This window comes from Prosthecobacter sp. SYSU 5D2 (genome assembly GCF_039655865.1).
Taxonomy (GTDB): Bacteria; Verrucomicrobiota; Verrucomicrobiia; order Verrucomicrobiales; family Verrucomicrobiaceae; genus Prosthecobacter.
In genome coordinates this window covers 42,533-64,135 of sequence record NZ_JBBYXL010000011.1, presented here as the reverse complement: position 1 = coordinate 64,135, position 21,603 = coordinate 42,533, and the positions used below count along the sequence as shown (strand labels likewise).

At 60.5% G+C, this 21,603-nt stretch carries 21 protein-coding genes; 7 read left to right on the top strand and 14 right to left on the bottom strand.

The annotated features are described in order from the left end of the window. Window positions 1-11: 11 nt before the first annotated feature. The 5 genes from WJU23_RS18560 to gap all read right to left on the bottom strand — a co-directional run bounded on the left by WJU23_RS18560 (window position 12) and on the right by gap (window position 5,431). Complete coding sequence (locus tag WJU23_RS18560) at window positions 12-602, bottom strand: LUD domain-containing protein (RefSeq protein ID WP_346334108.1); 591 nt, start codon at window positions 600-602, stop codon at window positions 12-14. Window positions 603-662: 60 nt separating this feature from the next. After that, the gene (locus WJU23_RS18555) at window positions 663-2,018 is read right to left on the bottom strand and encodes a lactate utilization protein B (RefSeq protein ID WP_346334107.1); all 1,356 of its coding nucleotides are present in this window, start codon (window positions 2,016-2,018) and stop codon (window positions 663-665) included. Window positions 2,019-2,064: 46 nt separating this feature from the next. Further along, window positions 2,065-2,814 carry a (Fe-S)-binding protein gene (locus tag WJU23_RS18550; protein WP_346334106.1) on the bottom strand — a complete coding sequence of 250 codons (750 nt, stop codon included), beginning with the start codon at window positions 2,812-2,814 and terminating at the stop codon, window positions 2,065-2,067. A gap of 75 nt (window positions 2,815-2,889) precedes the next feature. Beyond that, window positions 2,890-4,047: an MFS transporter gene (locus WJU23_RS18545; protein WP_346334105.1), complete on the bottom strand. Its 1,158-nt coding sequence runs from the start codon at window positions 4,045-4,047 to the stop codon at window positions 2,890-2,892. A gap of 334 nt (window positions 4,048-4,381) precedes the next feature. Further along, window positions 4,382-5,431, bottom strand: coding sequence for a type I glyceraldehyde-3-phosphate dehydrogenase (gene gap, locus WJU23_RS18540; RefSeq protein WP_346334104.1), 1,050 nt, complete (start codon window positions 5,429-5,431; stop codon window positions 4,382-4,384). 276 nt (window positions 5,432-5,707) lie between these two features. Here gap and WJU23_RS18535 point away from each other — a divergent pair, with 276 nt between their 5' ends. The 5 genes from WJU23_RS18535 to WJU23_RS18515 all read left to right on the top strand — a co-directional run bounded on the left by WJU23_RS18535 (window position 5,708) and on the right by WJU23_RS18515 (window position 9,393). Then, entirely contained in the window at window positions 5,708-6,271 is a 564-nt protein-coding gene (locus WJU23_RS18535) for a redoxin family protein (protein WP_346334103.1), read from the top strand. Window positions 6,272-6,340: 69 nt separating this feature from the next. Continuing rightward, complete coding sequence (locus WJU23_RS18530; protein WP_346334102.1) at window positions 6,341-7,861, top strand: amidase; 1,521 nt, start codon at window positions 6,341-6,343, stop codon at window positions 7,859-7,861. 152 nt (window positions 7,862-8,013) lie between these two features. After that, a complete protein-coding gene (locus tag WJU23_RS18525; protein ID WP_346334101.1) occupies window positions 8,014-8,277 on the top strand; it encodes a hypothetical protein in 264 nt (87 codons plus the stop codon). A 110-nt stretch (window positions 8,278-8,387) separates the two neighbouring features. Then, window positions 8,388-8,765, top strand: a complete 378-nt coding sequence (locus WJU23_RS18520) for a VOC family protein (protein WP_346334100.1) — start codon at window positions 8,388-8,390, stop codon at window positions 8,763-8,765. A gap of 106 nt (window positions 8,766-8,871) precedes the next feature. Further along, entirely contained in the window at window positions 8,872-9,393 is a 522-nt protein-coding gene (locus tag WJU23_RS18515) for a putative molybdenum carrier protein (protein WP_346334099.1), read from the top strand. Here the strand turns inward: WJU23_RS18515 and WJU23_RS18510 are convergent. The 7 genes from WJU23_RS18510 to WJU23_RS18480 form a co-directional block, all read right to left on the bottom strand. Further along, window positions 9,383-10,510: a Gfo/Idh/MocA family oxidoreductase gene (locus tag WJU23_RS18510; protein ID WP_346334098.1), complete on the bottom strand. Its 1,128-nt coding sequence runs from the start codon at window positions 10,508-10,510 to the stop codon at window positions 9,383-9,385. The genes WJU23_RS18515 and WJU23_RS18510 overlap by 11 nt on opposite strands. Before the next feature lie 83 nt (window positions 10,511-10,593). Further along, window positions 10,594-11,070, bottom strand: coding sequence for a hypothetical protein (locus WJU23_RS18505; RefSeq protein WP_346334097.1), 477 nt, complete (start codon window positions 11,068-11,070; stop codon window positions 10,594-10,596). Window positions 11,071-11,084: 14 nt separating this feature from the next. Further along, window positions 11,085-12,707, bottom strand: coding sequence for a hypothetical protein (locus WJU23_RS18500; RefSeq protein ID WP_346334096.1), 1,623 nt, complete (start codon window positions 12,705-12,707; stop codon window positions 11,085-11,087). 71 nt (window positions 12,708-12,778) lie between these two features. Further along, a complete protein-coding gene (locus tag WJU23_RS18495; protein ID WP_346334095.1) occupies window positions 12,779-13,666 on the bottom strand; it encodes an amidohydrolase family protein in 888 nt (295 codons plus the stop codon). 670 nt (window positions 13,667-14,336) lie between these two features. Next, window positions 14,337-15,932 carry an arylsulfatase gene (locus WJU23_RS18490; RefSeq protein ID WP_346334094.1) on the bottom strand — a complete coding sequence of 532 codons (1,596 nt, stop codon included), beginning with the start codon at window positions 15,930-15,932 and terminating at the stop codon, window positions 14,337-14,339. Further along, on the bottom strand, window positions 15,929-16,693 hold the full coding sequence (locus WJU23_RS18485) for a hypothetical protein (RefSeq protein ID WP_346334093.1): 765 nt from the start codon (window positions 16,691-16,693) through the stop codon (window positions 15,929-15,931). The genes WJU23_RS18490 and WJU23_RS18485 overlap by 4 nt, the downstream gene beginning before the upstream one ends. 166 nt (window positions 16,694-16,859) lie before the next feature. Further along, window positions 16,860-18,449 (bottom strand): sulfatase, encoded by a 1,590-nt coding sequence (locus WJU23_RS18480; RefSeq protein WP_346334253.1) that lies wholly within the window; start codon window positions 18,447-18,449, stop codon window positions 16,860-16,862. Window positions 18,450-18,562: 113 nt separating this feature from the next. Here WJU23_RS18480 and WJU23_RS18475 point away from each other — a divergent pair, with 113 nt between their 5' ends. Both WJU23_RS18475 and WJU23_RS18470 read left to right on the top strand, forming a co-directional pair. Continuing rightward, window positions 18,563-18,820 (top strand): DUF4160 domain-containing protein, encoded by a 258-nt coding sequence (locus tag WJU23_RS18475; RefSeq protein ID WP_346334092.1) that lies wholly within the window; start codon window positions 18,563-18,565, stop codon window positions 18,818-18,820. 6 nt (window positions 18,821-18,826) lie between these two features. Beyond that, window positions 18,827-19,111, top strand: a complete 285-nt coding sequence (locus tag WJU23_RS18470; protein ID WP_346334091.1) for a DUF2442 domain-containing protein — start codon at window positions 18,827-18,829, stop codon at window positions 19,109-19,111. 7 nt (window positions 19,112-19,118) lie between these two features. Here WJU23_RS18470 and WJU23_RS18465 read toward each other — a convergent pair whose 3' ends face one another. Together WJU23_RS18465 and WJU23_RS18460 are read right to left on the bottom strand one after the other, a co-directional pair. Next, entirely contained in the window at window positions 19,119-20,216 is a 1,098-nt protein-coding gene (locus WJU23_RS18465) for a glycoside hydrolase family 3 N-terminal domain-containing protein (RefSeq protein ID WP_346334090.1), read from the bottom strand. A 165-nt stretch (window positions 20,217-20,381) separates the two neighbouring features. Then, window positions 20,382-21,587 (bottom strand): Tm-1-like ATP-binding domain-containing protein, encoded by a 1,206-nt coding sequence (locus WJU23_RS18460; protein ID WP_346334089.1) that lies wholly within the window; start codon window positions 21,585-21,587, stop codon window positions 20,382-20,384. Window positions 21,588-21,603: the final 16 nt, after the last annotated feature.

Here is a 21,603-nt window from a genome sequence, read left to right as displayed (position 1 = left end):
TCAAATGGACTTTAATCAAGAATGAAAACAGTGGCTCCACGGGCACCGTGGGCACCGATGACGAGACATTGCTCGATGTCCGCGGTCTTGGATGGTCCGGCGAGGAAGAGGCCGAAACCGGTGCCGATCTTGGCGATGCGGTCATAGGCTTGGTGCAGCGTAGGAACGAGGTCGCTGGCGCGGAGGACGATGAAAAGATGTTCGGCGATGAAAGGAAGTACCCGATGCGGGCCAAGCTCCGTTTCATCCAGCCAGACAGCCCCGTTTTCACAAACACCAAAACGCGCGGGAAGGATGGCGGTGTGGATGCCGTCCAGGGCGTGAGGATCACTAATGGCCGTCAGATCCATCGTGCCGGGAAGCTCCGGGATGGTGGAGGCGAGCGATGCGGTGGCCGGGACGTTTTCGCGCAGCCATGTGGCGGCTTCCGCCAAGCTGCGGCCCCGGATGACACGTGCCCCGATGAGATCCAGCGTGGCGATGAACTCCGGCATGCCTGCCGCATTCGGCAAGTCATGGAGAGCAGCGACAGCCGCCTCCGGCATCGGGACGGGAGTACCCTGGGCCTGGCGGATGGCGGTGAGGATGGTGCTGCGGCTCATGATGATATCAAGGAGAGGCACTTGCCAAGTGCCGGGGTGGAGTGCGCTTCTCCAGAAAGGTCAATTTTCATCAGACTGTTGGTTATACCATTGGCGAAAGGTCTGCGCGGGTGGCTGCGGCAAATCTCGGGATTGGGTCCAGGGATCTAGGCGTAGGAAGCTGAGCATCCGAGCCGACTTTCGCATGAACCATCCGCCAAGCCGGAAGAGCGCTGGGCGGCGAACGACATAGGCAGTCATGAACATGGCCGCCTTTTTCCACCACGGTGCATGGCCTGCGGCGGTGATGTCCTGACGCCATTTGAGAAGCTGCGCGTGGATGTCAATCTTCACCGGACAGACGGCGGTGCAGGAGCCGCAGAGGGTGGAGGCGAAGGGCATGCTGGAATGGGCTGCCTTGTCCACATTCGGTGCGAGGATGCTGCCGATGGGCCCGGCGATGAAGTAGCTGTAGCTGTAACCGCCACTGCGGCGGTAAACGGGGCAGGTATTAAAACAGGCGGCGCAGCGGATGCAGGCCAGGGATTTGCGGTAATCCGGCCTGGCTAGCTGACGACTGCGGCCATTGTCCACAATGACGATGTGTATCTCCTGGCCAGGGCGCGGTTTGAGAAAGTGGGAGCTGAAAACGGTGCTGGGCTGGCCGGTGGCGCTGCGGGCCAGCAGGCGCAAAAAGACCCCCAGATGCACCTGCTGCGGGATGATTTTTTCAATGCCCATGCAGGCGATGTGAACCGGGGCAAGATGCGCTCCCATGTCCGCATTGCCCTCATTGGTGCAGACGACAAACGCGCCCGTCTCGGCAATGGCAAAGTTGACCCCGGTGAGTGCGGCATCGGCGGTGAGAAAATGATTTCTCAAATGCTGCCGGGCAGCCTCCGTAAGCTGCTGCGGATCATCCAGGCCGGCGGGAGTGCCGAGGTGCTCATGGAAAACCTCGCCCACCTCCGCCCGCTTCAGGTGGATAGCGGGCATGACGATGTGGCTGGGCGGCATCTTCTGAAGCTGGACGATGCGCTCGCCGAGGTCGGTATCAATGACCTCAATACCATGCTTCTCCAGATGCGGATTGAGGTGGCATTCCTCGGTGAGCATGGACTTGCTCTTCACCAGCTTCCGCGCGCCATGCTTCTGCAAGATGCCCTGAACGATGCGGTTGTGCTCCTCGCCATCGGCTGCCCAGTGGACGTAGATGCCGTTCTCGGCGGCGTTGTCTGCGAACTGTTCCAGGTAGTCGGCCAGCCTGGACAAAGTGTGCTCCTTGATCCGCGAGGCCGCCTCGCGGAGCTGCTCCCATTCGGGCACACGCGTCGCCATGCGGTCGCGCTTGGCACGCACCATCCACAAGGTCTGGTCATGCCACGCAGCGCGGGCGGGATCGCGCAGGAATTCATGGGCGGCTGTGGAGTGGGTCATGAAGAGGGAAGTTAATTCTTACAGCGTCTTGAGAAACCATCGCCATCTATGGCAAACCATGGCCATCCATTGCCAGCTCTCCTCCGGCCAGGATCTCCGCAATGTGCAGCACTTTCACCTGCGGAGCCTGGCGCGAGAGAAGGCCGCCGAGGTGCATGAGGCAGGACATGTCCGCGCTGGTAATGTATTCAGCCCCGCGGGAGAGGTGATCTTGGATCCGGTCGCGACCCATCCTCACGGAGACATCTTTTTCAAAGACGGAAAAGGTGCCGCCGAAGCCGCAGCATTCATCGCAGCGATCAAGAGGAACGAGTTCCAGACCGGCCACCATTTGCAAGAGACGGGCAGGTTTGGAAAAGGTGGGGACCATGCACTCGCTGGGGCTGCCGAGACCGAGACCGCGGAGGCCGTGGCAGCTCTGGTGCAGACCCACCCGATGAGGGAAACGGGCGGGCAGGGAATCCACCTGGGCGATGTCGTGGAGAAACTCACACAGCTCATAAACCCGATGGGCGAGAGGCGAGTGTTGCGCCTCCAGGCTCTCTTTTAAATGCAGGACACAACTGCCGGAGGGCGAGACGATGTGGTCAAAAGCAGCATATTCGCGGGCGAAATCGGTGATGCAGCCGGTACCAAGACGGGCATAGCCTGAATTCGACATCGGCTGGCCACAGCAGCTTGGGCGTTCCGGCACCTTCACCTGGTGACCCAACCTACTGAGCAGGGAAAAGGTTGCCCGGCCCACCTGGGGATAGAGTTGATCGATGTAACAAGGTATGAAGAGACCCAGGGTCATGCGTGGAATGAATTACGTGTCATGGCGTGCGAGCCTAGCAAGAGGCTGCGCACGCTGTCATGACTGAAATGCACATCAGCGTCCGGCTTTGAGGATCAGCATTGCGGCCAGCATCCCCAGACCGGCGGTGATACTCCATAGCAGAATGGGATCGGTTTCATAAAGATGCAGGGATGCCACCGAAGTGACAATGCCTCCGATGGACCAGGCAAAGCTGAGAAAGCCTGCATATCGTCCCCGCATGTCTTCCGGTGCCAGGCTGGCGGCATAAGCCTGCTGACGCGAAAACGCAAACATCTCGCCGATCGTGAAGGCGATCATGGTGACTGTGAACAGCGCAATGGTGCCACCGCCCAGCAAGACCAGGAAGCTGCCGCCCATGAGCAGATAGCCCAGGGCCAGCATCACCCGCACCGGCCAAGCCCGAGTGGAGGCGGCCAGAGGGATTTCCAACACGCAGATCATTACACCATTCATCGCCAGCACAAGCCCGCACCAGGACATGGGGAGGCCGCTGCGCTCAAAGTGCAGGGGAAAGGTGGTGGAGGTCTGCCGGAACACCCACGCGACACACAGACAGGCGGCAAAGAGCGCAAGGAAAGGCGGGTTTTTGCGAATGGACGCCAGAGCGACTCCCCATCCTGCCAAGTGGGCCTCGGTGCGGTTGCCACGGGGCAGGCTGGTCCAGGCGATGATGCCAAAGAAGGCCGAGGTGGCCGCATCCACGGCAAAGACCCAGAAGAAAGAGCTCTCCGCCAAAAGGCCCGCGACTGCCGGACCGAAGGACCAGCCAAGATTGACCGCAAAACGCATCACGGCAAAGGCGAGCACCCGTTTCTCCGGCGGCACCAGGTCCTGGACCAGGGCGCTGCCCGCAGGTTGTCCGGCCTCGCCTACCAGGCCTGTGGCAAAGGCAATGGCGGCCAGAATGCGCCAGTCTGTGGCCTGGGACAGGGCCATCATGCACGCCGCGCTGCCGAGCGAGGCCAGGCCCAGCGTGACATTGCGGCCGAGCCGGTCGGCCAGCCAGCCGCCAAGGGCGGCGGCGCCAAAGGAGCCGATGGAGTAACAGGCGATGGCCCAGCCTGCCTCGGCGGCGGTGTTGCCGTTACGGGTGATAAAGATCGTCAGGAAGGGCCAGACGAAGACGCCGAAGCGGTTGACGAAAGTGGCTCCTGCGAGAATCCAGAAGGGCCGGGGTAAGGTGCGAAGCTGCGAGAGATACGATGACATGGTTGGGCGCGATTGACCGAACGCGCGACGGTGGGAATAAAAAACTATGAAGGTGAAGGAGGCTGCAGCAGGGCGGGGAAGGCCTGCCGGCCGGAGTAGCCGGTGTGGACGAAATGATTGACACGGAGTTTGTTATTCATGGGGGATGTGTTCATGGGATTGGGGGCGGGTGCTATTTCTGCTGCTTACTTTGGGCGGCGGAGCCGGGATGTTGATGAGGCGGACATCCGTGTCCGCGCTCCTTTGGGGGAGTGATGGTTACCGAAAAGAAAACGGGCCGGACTCTTGCGAGCCGGCCCGTTTGGGTTTGAAAGGTTTGCTGTGTTCTCTTGAATTACAGGCCTTTGCTCACAATGTATTTCACCAGGTCAACGACGCGGTTGGAGTAACCCCACTCATTGTCGTACCAGCTGACGAGCTTGAAGAACTTGCTGTTCAGCTCGATGCCGGAGCCGGCGTCAAAGACGGAGCTGCTCTGGTCGTGGATGAAGTCGGTGCTGACCACTTCGTCCTTGGTCCAGCCGAGGATGCCTTTGAGGTAGGTCTCGCTGGCCTTTTTCATGGCGGCGGAGATCTCGGCGTAGCTGGTTTCCTTCTCGGTCTTGACGGTGAGGTCAACAACGGAGACGGTCGGCGTAGGAACGCGGAAGGACATGCCGGTGAGCTTGCCCTTCACTTCCGGGATGGCCAGGCCGACGGCCTTGGCCGCACCGGTGCTGCTTGGGATGATGTTGATGGCGGCGGAGCGGCCACCTTTCCAGTCCTTGGCGCTTGGGCCGTCCACCGTTTTCTGGGTGGCGGTGTAGCTGTGGATGGTGGTCATGAGGCCTTCGGCGACGCCGAAACCTTCTTTCAGCAGCACGTGCACGACCGGAGCCAGGCAGTTGGTGGTGCAGGAGGCGTTGGAGATGACGTGGTGGTTGGCCGGGTCATACTTCTCATGGTTCACGCCCATGACGATGGTGATGTCCTCTTCTTTGCCTGGGGCGGAGATGATGACCTTCTTTGCACCGGCGTCAATGTGGCCCTGGGCCTTGCTGCGCTCGGTGAAGAGGCCGGTGGACTCGATGACGATGTCCACGCCGAGCTCTTTCCAAGGAAGGGCGGAAGGGCCTGCACGGACGGCGAGGCACTTGATCTCATGGCCGTCCACGACCAGGATGTCGTCTTCTGCCAGGTCTGGGCTGCTCTTTTTGGAGGAAACTTCTTCCTTGGCCTTGCCCTGCGTGGAGTCATACTTCACGAGGTAGGCGAGGTTGTCAGCAGGCACGAGGTCGTTGACGGCGACGACTTCGATCTCCTTGCCCAGGAGGCCCTGATCACAGATTGCGCGAAATACGAGGCGGCCGATGCGCCCGAAACCATTGATGCCGATTTTGACCATTTTTGTGTGGGAGTGGGATTTACGTGTGGCCGATGCAGCAGAAAGCGCGCCGGACTCCAGTGGATAATGCAGGACGGGGGGGGCGTCAACTGGCGCGTTTGGAAGGGGGAGCAGTGGGAAATGTCGAATGCAGAATGTCGAATGACGAAGGCGGCGGAGAATGGGGGCTGGGTTTGAAGAGGGTTTTTTTTTGACAGGATTGCGATTGTCAGGATTTACAGGAAAGACAGGGGAAGTGAGTGCGTCTGTTTTGTATTGGGACGGATGCGATTTTATATGAAGTTACTTATTACGATTCTGGGTGCCTTTTCACTGGTGTTTGCTGCGGTGGGTGCTGAATCTGTTCTGGAGCTCAAGGGGACGGACGGGAAGATGCATGCGCCGCTGGCGGCGGGGGACAAGAAAGCGGTGCTGCTGTTTTTTGTGTCGCCGTTTTGCTCGACGACCCGGCCGTTCATGCCGGAGATCAATGCCATCGCAGCGGAATATGGGGACCGGGTGGCGGTGAGCCTGGTGCATTCGGACCCGGAAATCACGGTGGAGGTGGCGCTGCAGCATGCGGACATGAGCGGGGTGAAGGCGCGGGTGGTGGTGGACAAGGAGCAGACGCTGGCCCGGCAGGCGGGCGCGGCGGTGACGCCGGAGGCGGTGCTGCTGTCGCCTGCGGGAGAGGTGATTTATAAAGGGCGGATCAATGACCTTTACCTGGGGCCGACAAAGCGGCAGCGGGCGGCAACGACGAAGGATCTGCGGGAGGCGCTGGACGCGGTGCTGGCTGGGAAGCCAGTGGTGGCTCCGCAGCCTGAGGCCCAGGGCTGCAAGATCAGCGGAATGAAGTGACGGGAGCGAAGTGATTGCCAAGCATCAGGCTTGACGCGAGGGGGCCGATTTTGGGAGGATGGGAGAATCATGATCAAACGGCGCACACTCATCGGCTTGGGCCTGGCAACATTGGCGGGCGGCTGCCGGAAGAAGGTGCCCATCGCCCCGCTGGAGGGTTTCACCGTGGAGGAGCTGGCAAAGCAGCTGCGCGAGGGAAAAGTGCAGGCGGGGGCTGTTTTGGACCATTATTTGCAACGTATCGTGGCGCTGGACCAGGCGGGACCGCAGTTGCGGGCGATCATTGAGCTGAATCCGGAGGCGAAGGCGACGGTGGGAAAAGGGCCTCTTCAAGGCATCCCGATCCTGATCAAGGACAACATCGAGACGGCTGACCGGATGGAGACGACGGCGGGCTCGCTGGCTCTGCTAGGGGCGCCGAAGCCGGAGCAGGATGCCACCGTGGTGAAAAGGCTGCGAGACGCCGGGGCGACGATCCTGGGCAAGACGAACCTGAGCGAGTGGGCGAACATCCGCAGTCCCAATTCCACCAGTGGCTGGAGCGCGCGCGGCGGCCTGACGAAAAATCCGCACAATCTGGCCTACAGTGCCAGCGGCTCCAGCAGCGGCTCCGCCGTGGCGGTGGCAGCAGGGTTGTGTGCGGCGGCCATCGGCACGGAGACGAACGGATCCATCGTCAGCCCCGCCAGTGCCTGTGGCATCGTGGGGCTGAAACCGACGGTGGGACTCATCAGCCGGGCGGGCATCATTCCCATCACCCGCTGGCAGGACACACCGGGGCCGATGACGCAGACGGTGAAGGATGCAGCGCTGCTGCTGAACATCCTGGCCGGCAAGGATGGGCGGGATTCCTTCACTGAAAAGGCACAGATCAGCACGGACTACACCTCCACCCTGAGCGCGGACGGTTTAAAAGGAAAGCGGCTGGGCATGCTGCGTTCCATGAGTGGGGAAAATACGCAGGTGAAGAGGCTGCTGGCGCGGACGCTGGACCAGCTCAGGGAAGCCGGGGCGGAGATCGTGGAGGATGTGACCATCCCCCATTTCCGTGAAGCGGGGTCGGCCGCCTGGATCGCCATGCTGACAGAGCTTCGGCAGGATTTGAATGCCTACCTGGCGGGACGCGGAGGCGTGGTCAAATCCCTGGCGGAACTGATTGAGTATAACGAAGAGTATCGCGACCAGGAGCTGGTGCATTTTAACCAGGAGTTCTTCGTCGAAGCCGAATCACGCGGCACGCCGGAACATCTGGCCAAGGCGGAGAAACTGCGTGAAACGGCCCTCCGCCTGGCCGGGCCTGAGGGTCTGGATGTGGCCATGCAAAAGGATAAGCTGGACGCCCTCATCTGTCCGACAAATGACCCCGTGGGCCGCATTGACCTGGGCATGGGCGATGCAAATACACGTGTCTTCAGCACCACGGCCGCCGTGGCCGGGTATCCGCACCTGACGGTGCCCATGGGCCTGGTGGGAGACCTGCCCGTGGGGCTGTCCTTCATCGGTCCGGCCTGGTCAGAGGCGCTGCTGCTGCAACTGGGGCACGCCTTTGAGAAGGTGCGGGAGTATCAGCCGGTTAAGCTGTATGTGTGAGAGCCAGGAGATTTGGAAAAATGACGGTGATTTCTACTCGCAGCTTCACGCCGGGTATCGAATGTGTGTACATGATCAAGCCTCTTCTTAATTTCAGCCTGCTAACCCTCCTGGCCCTTCTTCCCGCCTGCACTTAGGAATCTCAAAACCAGATGAGCCGGTCCATTCAAAACTGGACAGGGGTCAATGGCGTGCTGGAGATCTATGCGGGGGAGAAACTGGTGCGAAAATTCATCCAGGTGGACAAGCTGACGACGGCCACGGCGACGACGGATACGGTTTCTCGGCCCTACCGGTTCGGCTACGGGGTGCTGGATGAGAACCTGGATGGAGTGAAAAACAATGGGGAGAAGCGGGTGTATTTTGAATTCAGCGATTACTCCACGAACTACATCTTCTTTGAGAGTCCAAGGTGAGCGCTTTGTATGAAAACACGATGGCGAAGTTTTTTTTGAATCCATCGGCTGTACCAATTCCGAATCATCAGGCGGACGTCCCCCCCGATCTGTCTCTGATTCTTTGACTTATGCGCCGACTTTATGACCATGTTGACCTGCGGGTATCTTCTCTGCAGGAGGTGACTTTTTTCTATGAGACCCTGCTGCCCGTGCTGGGCTTTGGCAGGCGGGTGGAGGTGGAGGGGTGGCTGCAGTTCGAGGGGTCTGACCACGGCGTGACGGCCTTTTTTGGCATCACGGAATCGCCCTCACATGTGCCGAATGAAAACCGGCTCGCCTTCTGGGCACCCAGTGTCGAGGATGTGGACCAGATCGCCGAGGTGGCTATGCAGGCCGGTGCGCTGAATCTGGAAGGGCCGATGGCTTATGCGCCGGGGTATTATGCGGCCTTTTTTGAAGACCCGAGCGGCAACCGGTTTGAGGTGTGCCACCGAGTGCAAATGTAAAGGAACTGATATAAAATGTTCAAATGAACATTTGATTGTTGGCCATTCTCTGGCAGCATTTTAGCCTGCCCGGTCTGTTCATACTCCCGGCCTGGGCGAATGCCAAATGCAGGTTCGCCAGTCACATCCCTCCCCCCTCATCATCCTCTCCGGCGGACAGACTGGGGTGGACCGCGGTGCCTTGGATGGGGCGCTGGATTTGGGCATGCCCTGCGGCGGCTGGTGTCCGGCGGGGAGGGTGGATGAGGATGGCACGATCCCTGACCGTTATCCTTTGCGGGAGCTTCCGCAGGGGGGATACAAAGCACGGACGATCCGAAATTTGCTGGAGGCGGACGGGACGCTCATCATCTACTTTGGAGCGCTGGAAGGCGGCACTGAACTGACTGCGCTGCGTTGTATTCAGCACCGCCGGCCCTACCGTCTGATCGATGGCTGGGAGATTCCCCCGGAGCGGGCGGCGGAGATGGTGCGGGCTTTTGTGATGGAGAGCAACCTGCGCTCGCTGAATGTGGCAGGGCCACGGGCGAGCCGGCGTCCGGAAGGGCAGGCGTATGCTTATGAGACGGTGTGCTGTCTGCTAAGGCTGCTAAACAGGCCGGACTTGGCGGGCGCTTTTAAACAGTGAAGGCGGGCAGCTTGACGATCTTGCCTCCGGCCAGGGCGGACTCGTGGGCGCAGAGGCCCACGCAGGTCCAGTTGGCGGACTGCTTGGCATCCGGGAAGGGGGCGCGGCCTTCCTTGAGGGCGGTGGCGAATTCGTGGGCTAGGTGCGGATGGCTGCCGCCGTGGCCGCTGCCCTGGACAAAACTGAGGTGGGTCTTTTTACCCAGGTCATAGACACCTTTGGTGGTGAAGTCGCGGATGGCCTTGGGCAGGCGGCTGGCGTAGTCAGGGGCTTTGACCAGCTTGGGAATCTTGTGCTCGGGCAGCTTGGCGGTGTGCATGACCAGAGGCTCGTGCTCGATGAGCGGCCACTCGATGGAGGCTTTGTCGCCATAGACGTCAATGCTTTCGCGATACTGGCGGGCGGTATCGAAGAGGCTGCGGATAACGCGGGCGGTGAGGTCGCTGTCCTTGAATTTGACGTGGGCGGTCTCGACGGCAAAGGGGGAGCCGTATTCTTTCACCAGCTCCGGCCGGATGGTGCCGGAGCCAAAGCAGCTCACGTATTCCGCCGGGGTGCCGGCCAGGGCGGCCACGGGGCCGACGCAGTGGGTGGCATACCACATGGGCGGCAGGCCGGGCCAGTAGTTAGGCCAGCCGTCCATGTCCTGCTGATGGCTGGACTGAAGGAACTGCAGCTTGCCCAGTTTGCCCTTGTCCACCTGCTCCTTCATGAAGAGGAACTCGCGGGCATAGACCACGGTCTCCATCATCATGTAGGTGAGGCCGGTCTTTTTGACCAGCTCGCAGATTTTTTTGCAGTCGGCGATGCTGGTGGCCATGGGGACGGTGCAGGCCACGTTCTTGCCGGCCTGGAGGGCCTCGATGGACATCCAGCCGTGGTCGGGGATGGGGGAATTGATGTGGACAGCGTCAATGGCCGGGTCCTTCAGCATTTCCCGGAAGTCTGTGTAACGGACCTCCACGCCGAAGGCATCGCCGATGTTGTGAAGCTTCTTGGGATCGCGCTGGCAGATGGCGTAACAAAGAGTATAGGGATGACGCTGCCAGATGGGGATGAATTCGGCACCGAATCCGAGACCGACGACGGCAATGTTAAGCTTCTTTTTGGAGGGCATGGTGTGCCCGTTATAGCGGAGCACAGAGCCTGGGATAAAGGACAAAATTTAGTGTCAATCGGACACGGGGCCGCCGCAGGGAGTTATGACTTGGGAGGACGCGGCTTTTTGGACCTGGAACGTGCGCCGGATTTGGAGGATTTGGGTTTGGAGGCGGGTAGAATATCCCCAACGGGCGCTGCTGGGCGGGGCGCTGCCTCCTGGACGATTGAGACGGGAGCAGGAGCAGGCGCAGGCGCGGACTCACGGGCTGCTTTGAGTTCGTCAGAAAGACGGAGGATCTCCTTTTGAAGCTGGGACTGGCGGTCGTTGGATTCCTGGAGCTCAGCCTGCGTTTCGGTGAGTTTCTGGCGCAGTTTTTCCTCCAGCGCACGGGCGGCATCGCGCTCCTGGCGTGCGGTCTGGGCCTCGATGTTTTCCGCATCAATCTGCCTGTCCTGGGCGCGGTGATCGCGCTGGCTGTGATGGCCGCGCCAGCGCCAGCCGAGGATGAAAAAGAGCACCGCTGCCGCAGTGATGAGCGGCAGGGTTTGCAGCAGGAGCCAGAGGAAGCCTTCCATGAGGGGTGGGGAGATCAGCGGGTGGGGTTTTCCGGAGGGGGGGGGGAGGCGGTGCTCCAGTGATGGCGGAGGTGGTCGTAGGCCTCAGCGGCAAAGGTGTCCTCCGCCATGGCGGCAGGAAAACCGGACGGAGTGAGGCCGCTTTTGGCAAGGGCACCGGGCGTCAGCAGGGCCTCCGTGGCGGGCTGGCTTTTCCAGACCTGGCCGGGACGTGCAAAGGCGATAACAGGAGCTTCGCCCTCTTTTGGCAGTGGCGGCAGGCTGCGGACGGTCTGCTCCACATCGGCCGTGGGCTCGCAGGTGCCGCGGGCCAGGAGCGCATCTGAAAACAGTACGGCCTGGCCAGTGTAGGCGCGGCGGGCGGCTTCAATCAAGCGGGTGCGCAGGCCTTCCTCTGCCAACTGGCCGGCCAGGATGACCTTGTCTGGCAAAAGAGTGAGCGTGAAAAAGCTGGGCTGCGCAGGGATGGGCAGCGTGGGGATGCCCTGGGCATTTCCTTGCAGCCATTGGGTGACCATGCGGCTGTCCTCCTGCAGCAGGGCAGGGGGGAGGTCCGGCGGCAGCAGCGGTTTCCAGGGCTGGGAATCGTCACCCACCTGCCAGTCTACAAACTGCCAGGCATTGCCAGAAAGGCCCAGGGCCATGGATTTGCCGGAAGATTCCTCTCCAAGCGGCAGCAGGGCGGTGGTGATGGGGCCAAATTCCGCCACGGCGCGGCGCTGGTCATTCACCCGCAGGTCATCCAGCACCCGCCACTCCGGGAAGCTGCCGATGACGACATTTAAAAGCTCGCGCTTGAGCTTGAGTGTGGCCACTTCTCCGCGCAAAAGCAGGCGCTGGTCGCGTGCGGCCAAGAAGACATGCGGCGGCGGCAGTTTGGACTGGTGTTCCTCTTCGGCGATGCGGGCGCGCTCAGCCTGCTGATACCGGCGTGTCTGAGCCAGGGCGGGAACCACGATATTTTGCCATTCTTCATCGGTGATGGGATAGGTGGCGAACTGCTGGCGCAAAAGGTCGTCTGCGGCATCCAGGGTCAGCCTTTCCCAGCCGCTGCCAGGCCGGGCCAGATGCACCTGGGCGGCATCGCCACCGCCTTGCATGCGGGGCGCAGGCAGGTGGTCCAGCGTGGGCTGGATGCCGGGGGCTTCATCGAAGCGGGTGGGATCCTCCTTCACCTCGCGGGTGATGCGGCCGCCGTTTTTCGCCCATTGATCCTGGAGGAGAAGTGACAGGTCGCGGGCTTCATATTCCGTGGCCAGGGTACCGTAAACCGTGGCCAGAGGGCCTTGCGCGGCGATCATGAGCCAGCCGGTGGGATATGGAACGACCTCAATGCCATTGCTCACGGCTGTGACTGGATTCAGGTCGGTCCCAAAAATGCCAGGGCTGCGCAAACGGCTGGTGATGCGGGATTCCATTTCCTGGCGCTCTTCTTCGTGGCGTACCTTGCCGGTCAGATGAGCCTTCTGCCCGCTGAACTTCACGGTGACGGCGGGATAACCTGTTTCCACGCCTGTCAGCAATGCACGCCCCTGTTCATCCAGCCGCCGTTGCAGCGCAGGAGCCCAGACTGCGCAGGCGATGAGCCAGAGCAGCAGGAGCCAGGAGCTGGCGATGATCCAACGGGTGCGCGTCATGCAGCCACATTGGTAGCAAGGCCCGGCGGAGAGGCAAGAAGGATGGCGTTTATGATGTCCGCCTGCGGGACTTACAATAGGGCGTTGCCATGCGTGATCGCGGCGAGTTGGGCTGGGGACAGGGCGGATTCCTGGAGCTTCAGCCTTGCCGATTCCCAGTAGAAGAATGGCGCGTGCGAGCCAAAGACGATTTTATCCGCCGGCCAGTCTTTGAGCAGGTTTTCGACGCCGCCCACCCCCTCCAGCATGGCGATGTCTATCCACACCGGCAGGCCACGCAGGGTGGTCATGGACATCACCCGGCTGGCATTGAGGACCATGATGCGCGCCTGCGGCATTTTGTCCAAAGCGGCGGCAAGCGGCTTCAGGTCCACCGGGGCAGCTTGCATGAGGGAATGCTGCGTACGCTGATCCTCAAGCTGAGCGACGATCTGGATAAAAAGACCTTCCTTCGTCGCAGCCTCCAGCAGTTCCAGAAAAGCGGGGTCATCCAGCTTATAAGCATGATAATTGGGATGCAGGCGGATGGCTTTCATTCCGTGAGTTCTCATACACTGCTCCAGGTCATGCCGCCAGTCTGGCAGCAGGGGATGGATGCTGCCGACGGGCATCAGAAGGCCGGGTCCATGCTGCGCGCATTCCTCCACCAGGCGGCGGTTCACGCTGGCAATGTCCCGGTGCAGGATGCCGTCAAAGCTGCCGCACCAGGCCAGCGTGACACCATTTTTCCGCAGACGTTCCATCATGTCCGGCGTTTCATCCCCCACCAGGCGGCGAAAAGGCCAGTGGGAGAGGGTGACGTTGACATCAATGAAGGGCGAACCGGGGGCTGGCGGCGCAATGCCTGCGGAAGCTGGCAGAGGGGCCGCTTGAACTGTCGCCGCAGTTTGGGTGCCTAGCGCCGTGGTGACAGCGGCCAGTGAGCTTTGCAAAAAAGTGCGGCGCGGGATCGGGTTCATAGGAAGAGCTTGGGACGAAACGGGAACTGCCGAAGCAACCTGTCCGTTTGGGCAGATCTTTATCAATGCTCTGAACTGGACGTTTCGTGATGTGGGTGTTCTTTCTCACTACGAACCATGCACTCAGGCCGCTGAGGCTTCCCAAAACGAACCAGACGGGGATGCAATAATGGAGAGGTGTCTCAAAGAAGAATCGTGCGATCAGAACCTGGCCAGCCAAGCCCAGCCATAAAAGTGCAGACAGCGGTGCGCCTGTGGCCACATGGCCAAGCCCTGGTAAAGAAGGCTCGAGATCACGACTGCGAAATCTCTCTGGGGTGGTTTTGTGGGATCGGGAGTGCCCTTTTTCATGCCTGAATCACGTGACGCCGACAAGACGAAACGCCAGCTTGAGTCGCGAAGCGTCCCGGAGTGCGGGTGAAAGCGCAGAGCGCATCACCGCTCTTCTTTGAAGGTGGCCAATGGCCTAACAAATAATGTGACTATAAGGTCGCCCGGCCAGGGCCACTCAGGCACGGGCGGTGATGACTGATACTTCCAGGGCTCCGACGAATGCGGCGCTGCCGAGTCAAGCGACTTGCGTCTTGCCTCTCTGCGCCGCACTTCGGGACGCTCCGCGACTGCACGGTCATGGAAGCCGGGACTTGGCAAGTCCCGCTCCTTGATGAGGTCACTTTTTATCCTTCTTGGCCTTGGTGTTTTTCTTCTTCGGCGGCTCAGGCTTTTTCCACATCTCGACGGGGACGTCGTTGGACTGGTTTGCACCTGGGGTGCTGCGGCCGTTGGCGATGAGGGTTTCGAGCTTCTTGGTCAGGCTGGCGACGATTTCCGGTTTTTGTGTGGCGAGGTTGTTCTTCTCGCCCAGATCGGCTTCCATGTCGAAGAGCTGGACGGGAGGGGCGTCTTTGGGCTCGGTGCCGGGGCGGGGATCGCTCCAGCCGCCGGAGCCGGGGCAGAGGGCCAGCTTCCATTTGCCTTCGCGGATGGCGAAGATGCCCTGGATGCTGTGATGGACGAGGCTGGGGCGGGCTGGCTTGCCGGTTTCGCCGAGCAGGGTGGGCAGGAAGCTGAAGCTGTCTTCGGCAGCATTCTCGGGGATAGTGGCCCCAGTAATCTCTGCAGCGGTGGCCGTGAAATCCGTCAGGCAGGTGAGCTGGGCGGTGGTTTGGCCGGGTTTGATCTTGGCAGGCCAGCGGACCAGGAAGGGCACGCGATGGCCACCGTCGTAGATGTCGGCCTTGTGGCCGCGCAGCTTGCCGCTTGGGTTGTGACCTTTGGCGAGAAGGGCAGGATAGTCGGCACTGGGGGAGCAGCCGTTGTCGCTGGTGAAGATGACGATGGTGTTTTCGGTCAGGCCATTGTCATCCAGCGCCTTGAGGATGCGGCCGACAGCGTCGTCAGTTTCCATGACAAAGTCGCCGTATTGGTTGAGGCCGCTTTTGCCCTGCCATTCAGGATTGGGCAGGATGGGGGTGTGGGGTGAGGCGAGGGGGAGGTAGATGAAGAAGGGCTTACCAGCTTTGGCATCGGCTGCTTTTTCGGCGATGTAGGAGGTGGTTTTCTCAGCGAGAACCGGAAGGACTTCGTAACCGGTGAAGCCTGGGGCGGCGGGTCCTTTGCGGGTGAAGCGGGCCGATTCACCCTGCACCATTTCCAGGGCGCGGTCCTCGGTGGGCTGGGCGGTGACGCGGGTGTTTTCAATGAAACAATAGGGCACCATGTCCAGCGAGGCGCTGATGCCGAAGTAGTAGTCAAAACCGGCCGCATTGGGGCCGTTCTTCGCTGGCTGGGTGAAGTCCACGCTCCAGGCCTGGTCGGCAGATTCGATGCTGAGCTCCGAGACGGTCTGTCCTTCTTTGACCTTCCAGTCCATGCCGAGGTGCCATTTGCCAATGGCGGCGGTGTGGTAACCCTGCGCCTTGAGCATGGAGGCGACGGTCAGGCGGTCCGTGTCGATCAGGTGCGGGCTGAGACCGCCGAGCACTGACTTTTGCAGCTTGCTGCGCCAGTTGTAGCGGCCGGTGAGGGTGCCGTAACGGGTGGGCGTGCAGACACTGGACGGGGTGTGCGCATCGGTGAAGGTGATGCCTTCCTTGGCGATGCGGTCCATGTTGGGCGTGGGGATCTTGCCTTCAGGATTCAGGCACTTCACATCGCCATAACCGAGGTCATCGCAGAGGATGAAGATGAAGTTAGGCTTGTCAGCAGCGGAGGCCGTGGCGGTCAGGGCCAGGCCGAGAAAGGCGAGCAGAGGGAGGCATTTCATGGTTGTTCAGAATCAAGGATGAGGCCCTTTTCAGGATGAGGGCGGGCGAGGCGGAGCCGGGCGGTATTTCCCACTCCTTTGGTGGCTTTGTTTTCAGCGATTAAAAATTGGTTGGGCGCGATGCGGACGATGCCAACGGAGGCATTGAATTTCCATCTGCCGGTGAACTGGAATTGGTCATCCGCACGCAGCAGGATGGCGGGCTTGCCGTAACAGCCGAACCACCAGAAGCCGTCGGCGTATTCGGCAGTCTGGATGCCTTTGTCCGTGTGGCCGCTGGCGAGGACATGCCGCTGGATGAACTTCAACTGCCCGTCGTATTCATAGAGGTAGTTTTCTCCCGTCTCCGGAGGCAGGCCCCCGACGATGAGGAAACGGCCGTCTTTGCAGGCCATGCCACCCGCCCCGTGAACGAGCTCCGGCACGGCATGGCGGGAAAGCTCCTTGAGGGTGTCGCCATCGAACACAAAGACCCATGAATCGGCCTTGCCGGCAGGTTCGTTAAACTTGCCCAGATTGACCGCGACATACACTTTGCCGTCGTGGAAGCAAAGGTCGCCCTGGTGGCTGGGGGCGGGGACTTTTTTCTGGATGCGGCCATCCAGGCCGGTCTTGACGATGGCGTCCGTCCACGACCAGTAGATGGCATCCTTGCCATTGGTGCAGATGCCTTGGAGATGCTTGGGATAAGCACCTTCACAAGCCGCAGGCTTGAACGGGGAGGCAGCGTCAAGGGTCGTGGCCAGGAAGACAAGAACCACGGAAAGCAATGTAGCGATAGGAGATGAAGTCACAGTTCAGGTACGTGGAACGCTTTCCGTGTGTTCAGTGTTTTTCGCCTGTCCCGCGACGCGGCGATGGTTGTTTCGTTGGAGCGGGCGGGGCACCCGCACTCCGTAGGATGTGGAGCGTCCGCGCTCCGGGACATTACTGGGCTTGCTTCTTTTTGCCTTTGCCCTTCCCCTGGCCTTTGGACGCTTCAGGAAGCTGGGGCTCGTTGTCGAAGGGCTTGCGACCGTGGGTGGCGCGTGGCGGGGGGACCGTTTCTTTGACCTCAGTCTGAAGACGGGTCAGCTCTGCTTTCAGCTCTTTGACGGTGTCTGCATAGGCAGGGTCATTGTAGAAGCTTTTGGTTTCGTTCGGGTCTTTCTGGCGGTCCAGAAGCTCCCAGTCATCCACATCAGGCGCGTAATAATGGACGAGCTTGTAGCGGTCCGTGATGACACCATAATGAGGCCTTACACGGTGCGGGACGGGGAACTCGTAGTAGTGGTAGTAGAAGGACTTGCGCCAGTCGGCCGGAGTTTCGCCTTTGAAAAGCGGGACTAGGGAGCGCCCCTGCATGTCATCAGGCTGAGGCAGGCCTCCGATGTCCAGGAAGGTCTGTGCGAGGTCCAGCAGGGAGACGATTTCGCCATTGGTTGTGCCGGGTTTGGCGACGCCGGGCCAGCGGACTATGAAAGGCGTGCGAAGGGATTCTTCAAAGATCCAGCGTTTGTCAAACCAGCCGTGCTCACCCAGGTAGAAACCCTGGTCGCTGGAGCAGATGATGACGGTGTTTTCGGTGAGGCCTTCCTCGTCCAGATAGTTCAGCAGCTTGGTGATGGCTTCATCCACGGCTTTGACCGTGCCGAGGTAGTCGTGCATGTAGCGCTGGTAGCGCCATTTCACGAGCTCCTTGTCGCTGAGACCGGCTTCGAGAAACTTTTTGTTACGCGGCTCGTAGTAGGCGTTCCATTGGGCGAGCTGCTCGTCATCAATGCCGGCGGGGGGGATCAGCTTGGCATCGCGCTCAGTAAAGGTGCGGTCCAGGCCCATGTCGTGGTCGCTGATGGCCTTGCTGCGGCCTTCATAGGTGTCAAAAAGCGTGGGTGGCTCAGGATACACGCGGTCCTTGTCCCAGCCGAGATGGCGCAGGGCAGGGGCCCACTCGCGGTGGGGGGCCTTGTGCTGGCTCATGAGCATGAAGGGCTTGGTCTTGTCGCGGTTTTTCAGCCACTCCAGGGTCAGGTCGGAAATGATGTCCGTGGTGTAGCCCTTGTGAGTCACCTTCTTGCCGTTGTCAATCATCGGCGGATTGTAATAGATGCCCTGGCCGGGAAGGATGTGCCAGTAGTCAAAGCCGGCGGCCTCTTCGCCCAGGTGCCACTTGCCAATGACGGCGGTGGTGTAACCGCCTTTTTGCATGAGCTTGGGGAAGGTTTGCTGGCTGTGGTCAAAACGGCTGTTGCTGTTGTTGTGATAGCCGTTGAGGTGTGAGTATTTACCCGTCTGAATCACGGCGCGCATGGGGCCGCAAATGGAATTGGTGACCAGGCAGCGGTCAAAGCGGATGCCCTCTTTGGCGATGCGGTCCATGCCCGGAGTATCAAGGAGCTTGCGCTCATCGCCATAAGCCGAAATTGACTGCGTGGTCAGGTCGTCCGAGAACAGGAAGATGATGTTCGGCGGGCCCTTGGGCGCCGCAGAAAGGGAGGTGGCCAGCAGGCCTGCACAGGTGAGGAGGAGTCGTCGCATCATGGTCAGAGCCGGGTAACGACGGGGAAGGGGACGAGATTGCAGGGAAATGTACACTGAGGATATTCGACGGCGTAGTTGCTGCGAGAAGATTATAGGGCAGGTTTGGTTCTATGCCTGAAATCAGCCGGTTCTTTGGAATCCGCGTGGAGATGTTTTATGACGATCATCTTCCTCCGCATTTCCATGCCCGTTATGAAGGCGAGCGTGCTGCTTTTACCCTGGATGGTGGGTTGATGGAAGGTTCCTTCTCTGGCCAGGCCCACCGTCTGATTCGTGAGTGGGCGGACCTGCACGCGACCGAACTGGCTGAAAACTGGGATTTGGCAGAGAAGCATCTCCCCCTTAAACGTATCTCTCCGCTGACCTGACCGCTCATGAGCACCATTGCCCCCACCCCTCTTTCCCTGGAAGACTGTGAAGTTACCTCATTGAGGGTCACAGGACCTCACCGGATCAGCCTGCATTTCCGCGATGACTATGTGGCGGAGCTGGACTTTGCCGATTACGGGCATGGAGGCGGCCCGTTACGCCGCGCCCTGTCGGACCCTGCCTTGTTTGCAGAAGCCTATCTGGCCTACGGAATTGTCTCCTGGCCAAACGGTTATGACATAGCTCCCGAAACGCTACGGCGTTACGCACAGCAAGGCTTTGTTGGCTAAAGATCGATCAATACAGCTCCACAGGCGACCGTTTGCCGTCTTCGATACTTTTGTTTTTGGCCAGTTCCTCACCCAGGGTGGCGACGCGGAGATCCCAGATGTCGCGGTTGATTTTGGCGAAGCGGTCGAGGCTGAAAGGATCGGGGGCGACGAGGCGCTTTTTGGTCTTCTCGATGCGGACGAGGGTGTCGTGAAGAATGGGGGCTTCGACCCCTTCGAGGTGCTGGCGGGCGAGCTCCACCATCTCCAGACGGTGGCAGATCATGACGAGATCATTGCCGGCGCGGACGGCTTCCTGGATGGCCTGTTCAAAGGTGACTTCGTTGAGGATGGCGCCCATGTCCAGGTCATCGGTCATGGCCAGGCCTTCAAAGCCTAACTGGTCGCGTAACAATTTGGTACACACATTGTGGCTCAGGCTGGCGGGCCAGCGGGGGCGGTCGGGATCGTAGGCGGTGTAATTGCTGTGGCAGGTCATCACGCTGTCAATCTCCGGCAGCAGCGCGGTGTAAGGTAGGAGCTCCGACTCGAGCATTTGCGGATGCGTTTTATCAATCACGGGCAGGAACTCATGCGGATCGCACTCGGCGGGGCCGTAACCGGGGAAGTGCTTGGCGCAGCTCAAGACGCCTTCGGCGCGCATGGCGCGGTTGAAGACACCGGCGTTGTTAATGACCTGCTGCGGATCGCGGCCCCAGCAGCGGCCTTTGAGGGAATTGTCGGCGGTGTCATCATAGGAGATGTCCAGGACAGGGCAGAGGTCCAGGTTGAAGCCGAACAGGCGCAAAATCTGGCCGGTGAGCTTGCCATGCTGCTTGATGAGCTTGACGTCGCCTTTGTCCCGCAGCGACTGGGCGTTTGGTGGCTCTTCGCCAATGAGCCGTAGCCGGGAGACGCGGCCGCCTTCCTGATCAATGGTGATGAAGGGCTCGATGTGGGAAAGGTCGCGCAGGTCATCAATGAGCTTCCGCACTTGCTCAGGCGAAATGATGTTGCGGCCAAAAAGGATGAAGCCGCCGGGCTGCAGCTTTTTAAACCGGGCGGCGGTTTCAGAATCAAGTTCAGGACCGGGAACGCCGGTGAGGAGGAGCTGGCCGAGGGACATGGCGGAGGGAAGGGAGAAGAAGAGTGCTCAGTGCGCAGTTTTCAGTGCGCAGTCAAGAGGGGAGACGGGCGATGACTGATCTGGTAAAAAGATTATGGGTAGAAATATTGGCTTTGATTTTTTTACCCAACATCTTTTTTCGAAACTGCTAGGGCAAGGCGGCGCTTATTTGGACAGTTGAGAGAGCAAAGCCTTCGCGCAAGCCTCCGCAAACCCTGGCGCATTGATCTCACAATCGAGTTCCTGGACTGGGATGTCTGCGCGGAGGTGGGTCTTGAGGGCTGTGAAAAGGGCAGTGTCCGCAGCTGGATCATGGAAAGGCTTGCCGGGGGCGCTGATGACGCTGATGGCGCGCAGCGGCAGCAGCACGGTGACGGGGGCTGTGTAGGCGTTGATCTTTTCCGCGAGGATGCGGCCCAGCTCGGTGCACTCCTCCGGCGTGGTGCGCATGAGGGTGACCTGAGGGTTGTGCTGATAAAAAAGGCGGTCTTTGAACTTCTCCGGGATGCTGGCGGGCTCGCCGAAATTCACCATGTCCAGACAGCCGGGGGTGACGATGGCCGGAGTGCCTGTTTTGCCAGCGGCCTCCAGACGATGCGGGCCGGCATTGAGCACGCCACCCACCAGCTCATCCGCCCACTCCGTGGTGGTGATGTCCAGCACGCCGGTAATGAGGCCGCTTTCGATGAGGCTTTCCATGATGCGACCGCCCATGCCGGTGGCGGCGAAGACGAGGACCTCATACCCCGCGTCTTCGAGGATGGCCTTGGCGGCATTCACACACTCGGTGGTATTGCCAAACATTGAGGCGGCGATGAGCGGCTTGTCCGTGGCAGGCGGTACCTCCATTTCCACCATGCCGCAGATGGCCCCGGCAGCGCGTGCCAGGAGAGTGCGGGAAAGGCGGTTCAGGCCGGAGACATCCACAATGCTGGGCATCATGACGATGTCCTTGGTGCCGACGTAAGGGGCGACATTGCCCGCCGCCAGAGTGGATACCATGACCTTGGGAAAACCGATGGGCAGGGCGCGCATGGCACGGGTGCTGATGGCCGTACCGCCACCGCCGCCCAGGGAAATGACCCCTTGGATGAGCCCTGTCGAAGCGAAATTCGCGAGCACCTTGGCCGAAGCTTCCGCCATGGCCGTCACCGCCTCCCCACGGTCCTGCCGGGCCTGGATGCCTGCCAGGTCAATGCCTGCAGCAGCCGCGATTTCCTCCCGTGTGATGTCAGGATCCACCGTGGGCGCAGCGCCGCTGCCCGTATCCATGAGCAGTGTCTGATGCCCGCGCTGGCGAATTAGCTCCGCGACATACGCGTGCTCCGGTCCTTTCGTGTCAAGTGTGCCGAGAACGGCGATGGTGGCCATAGGGGGACCGTTTTAG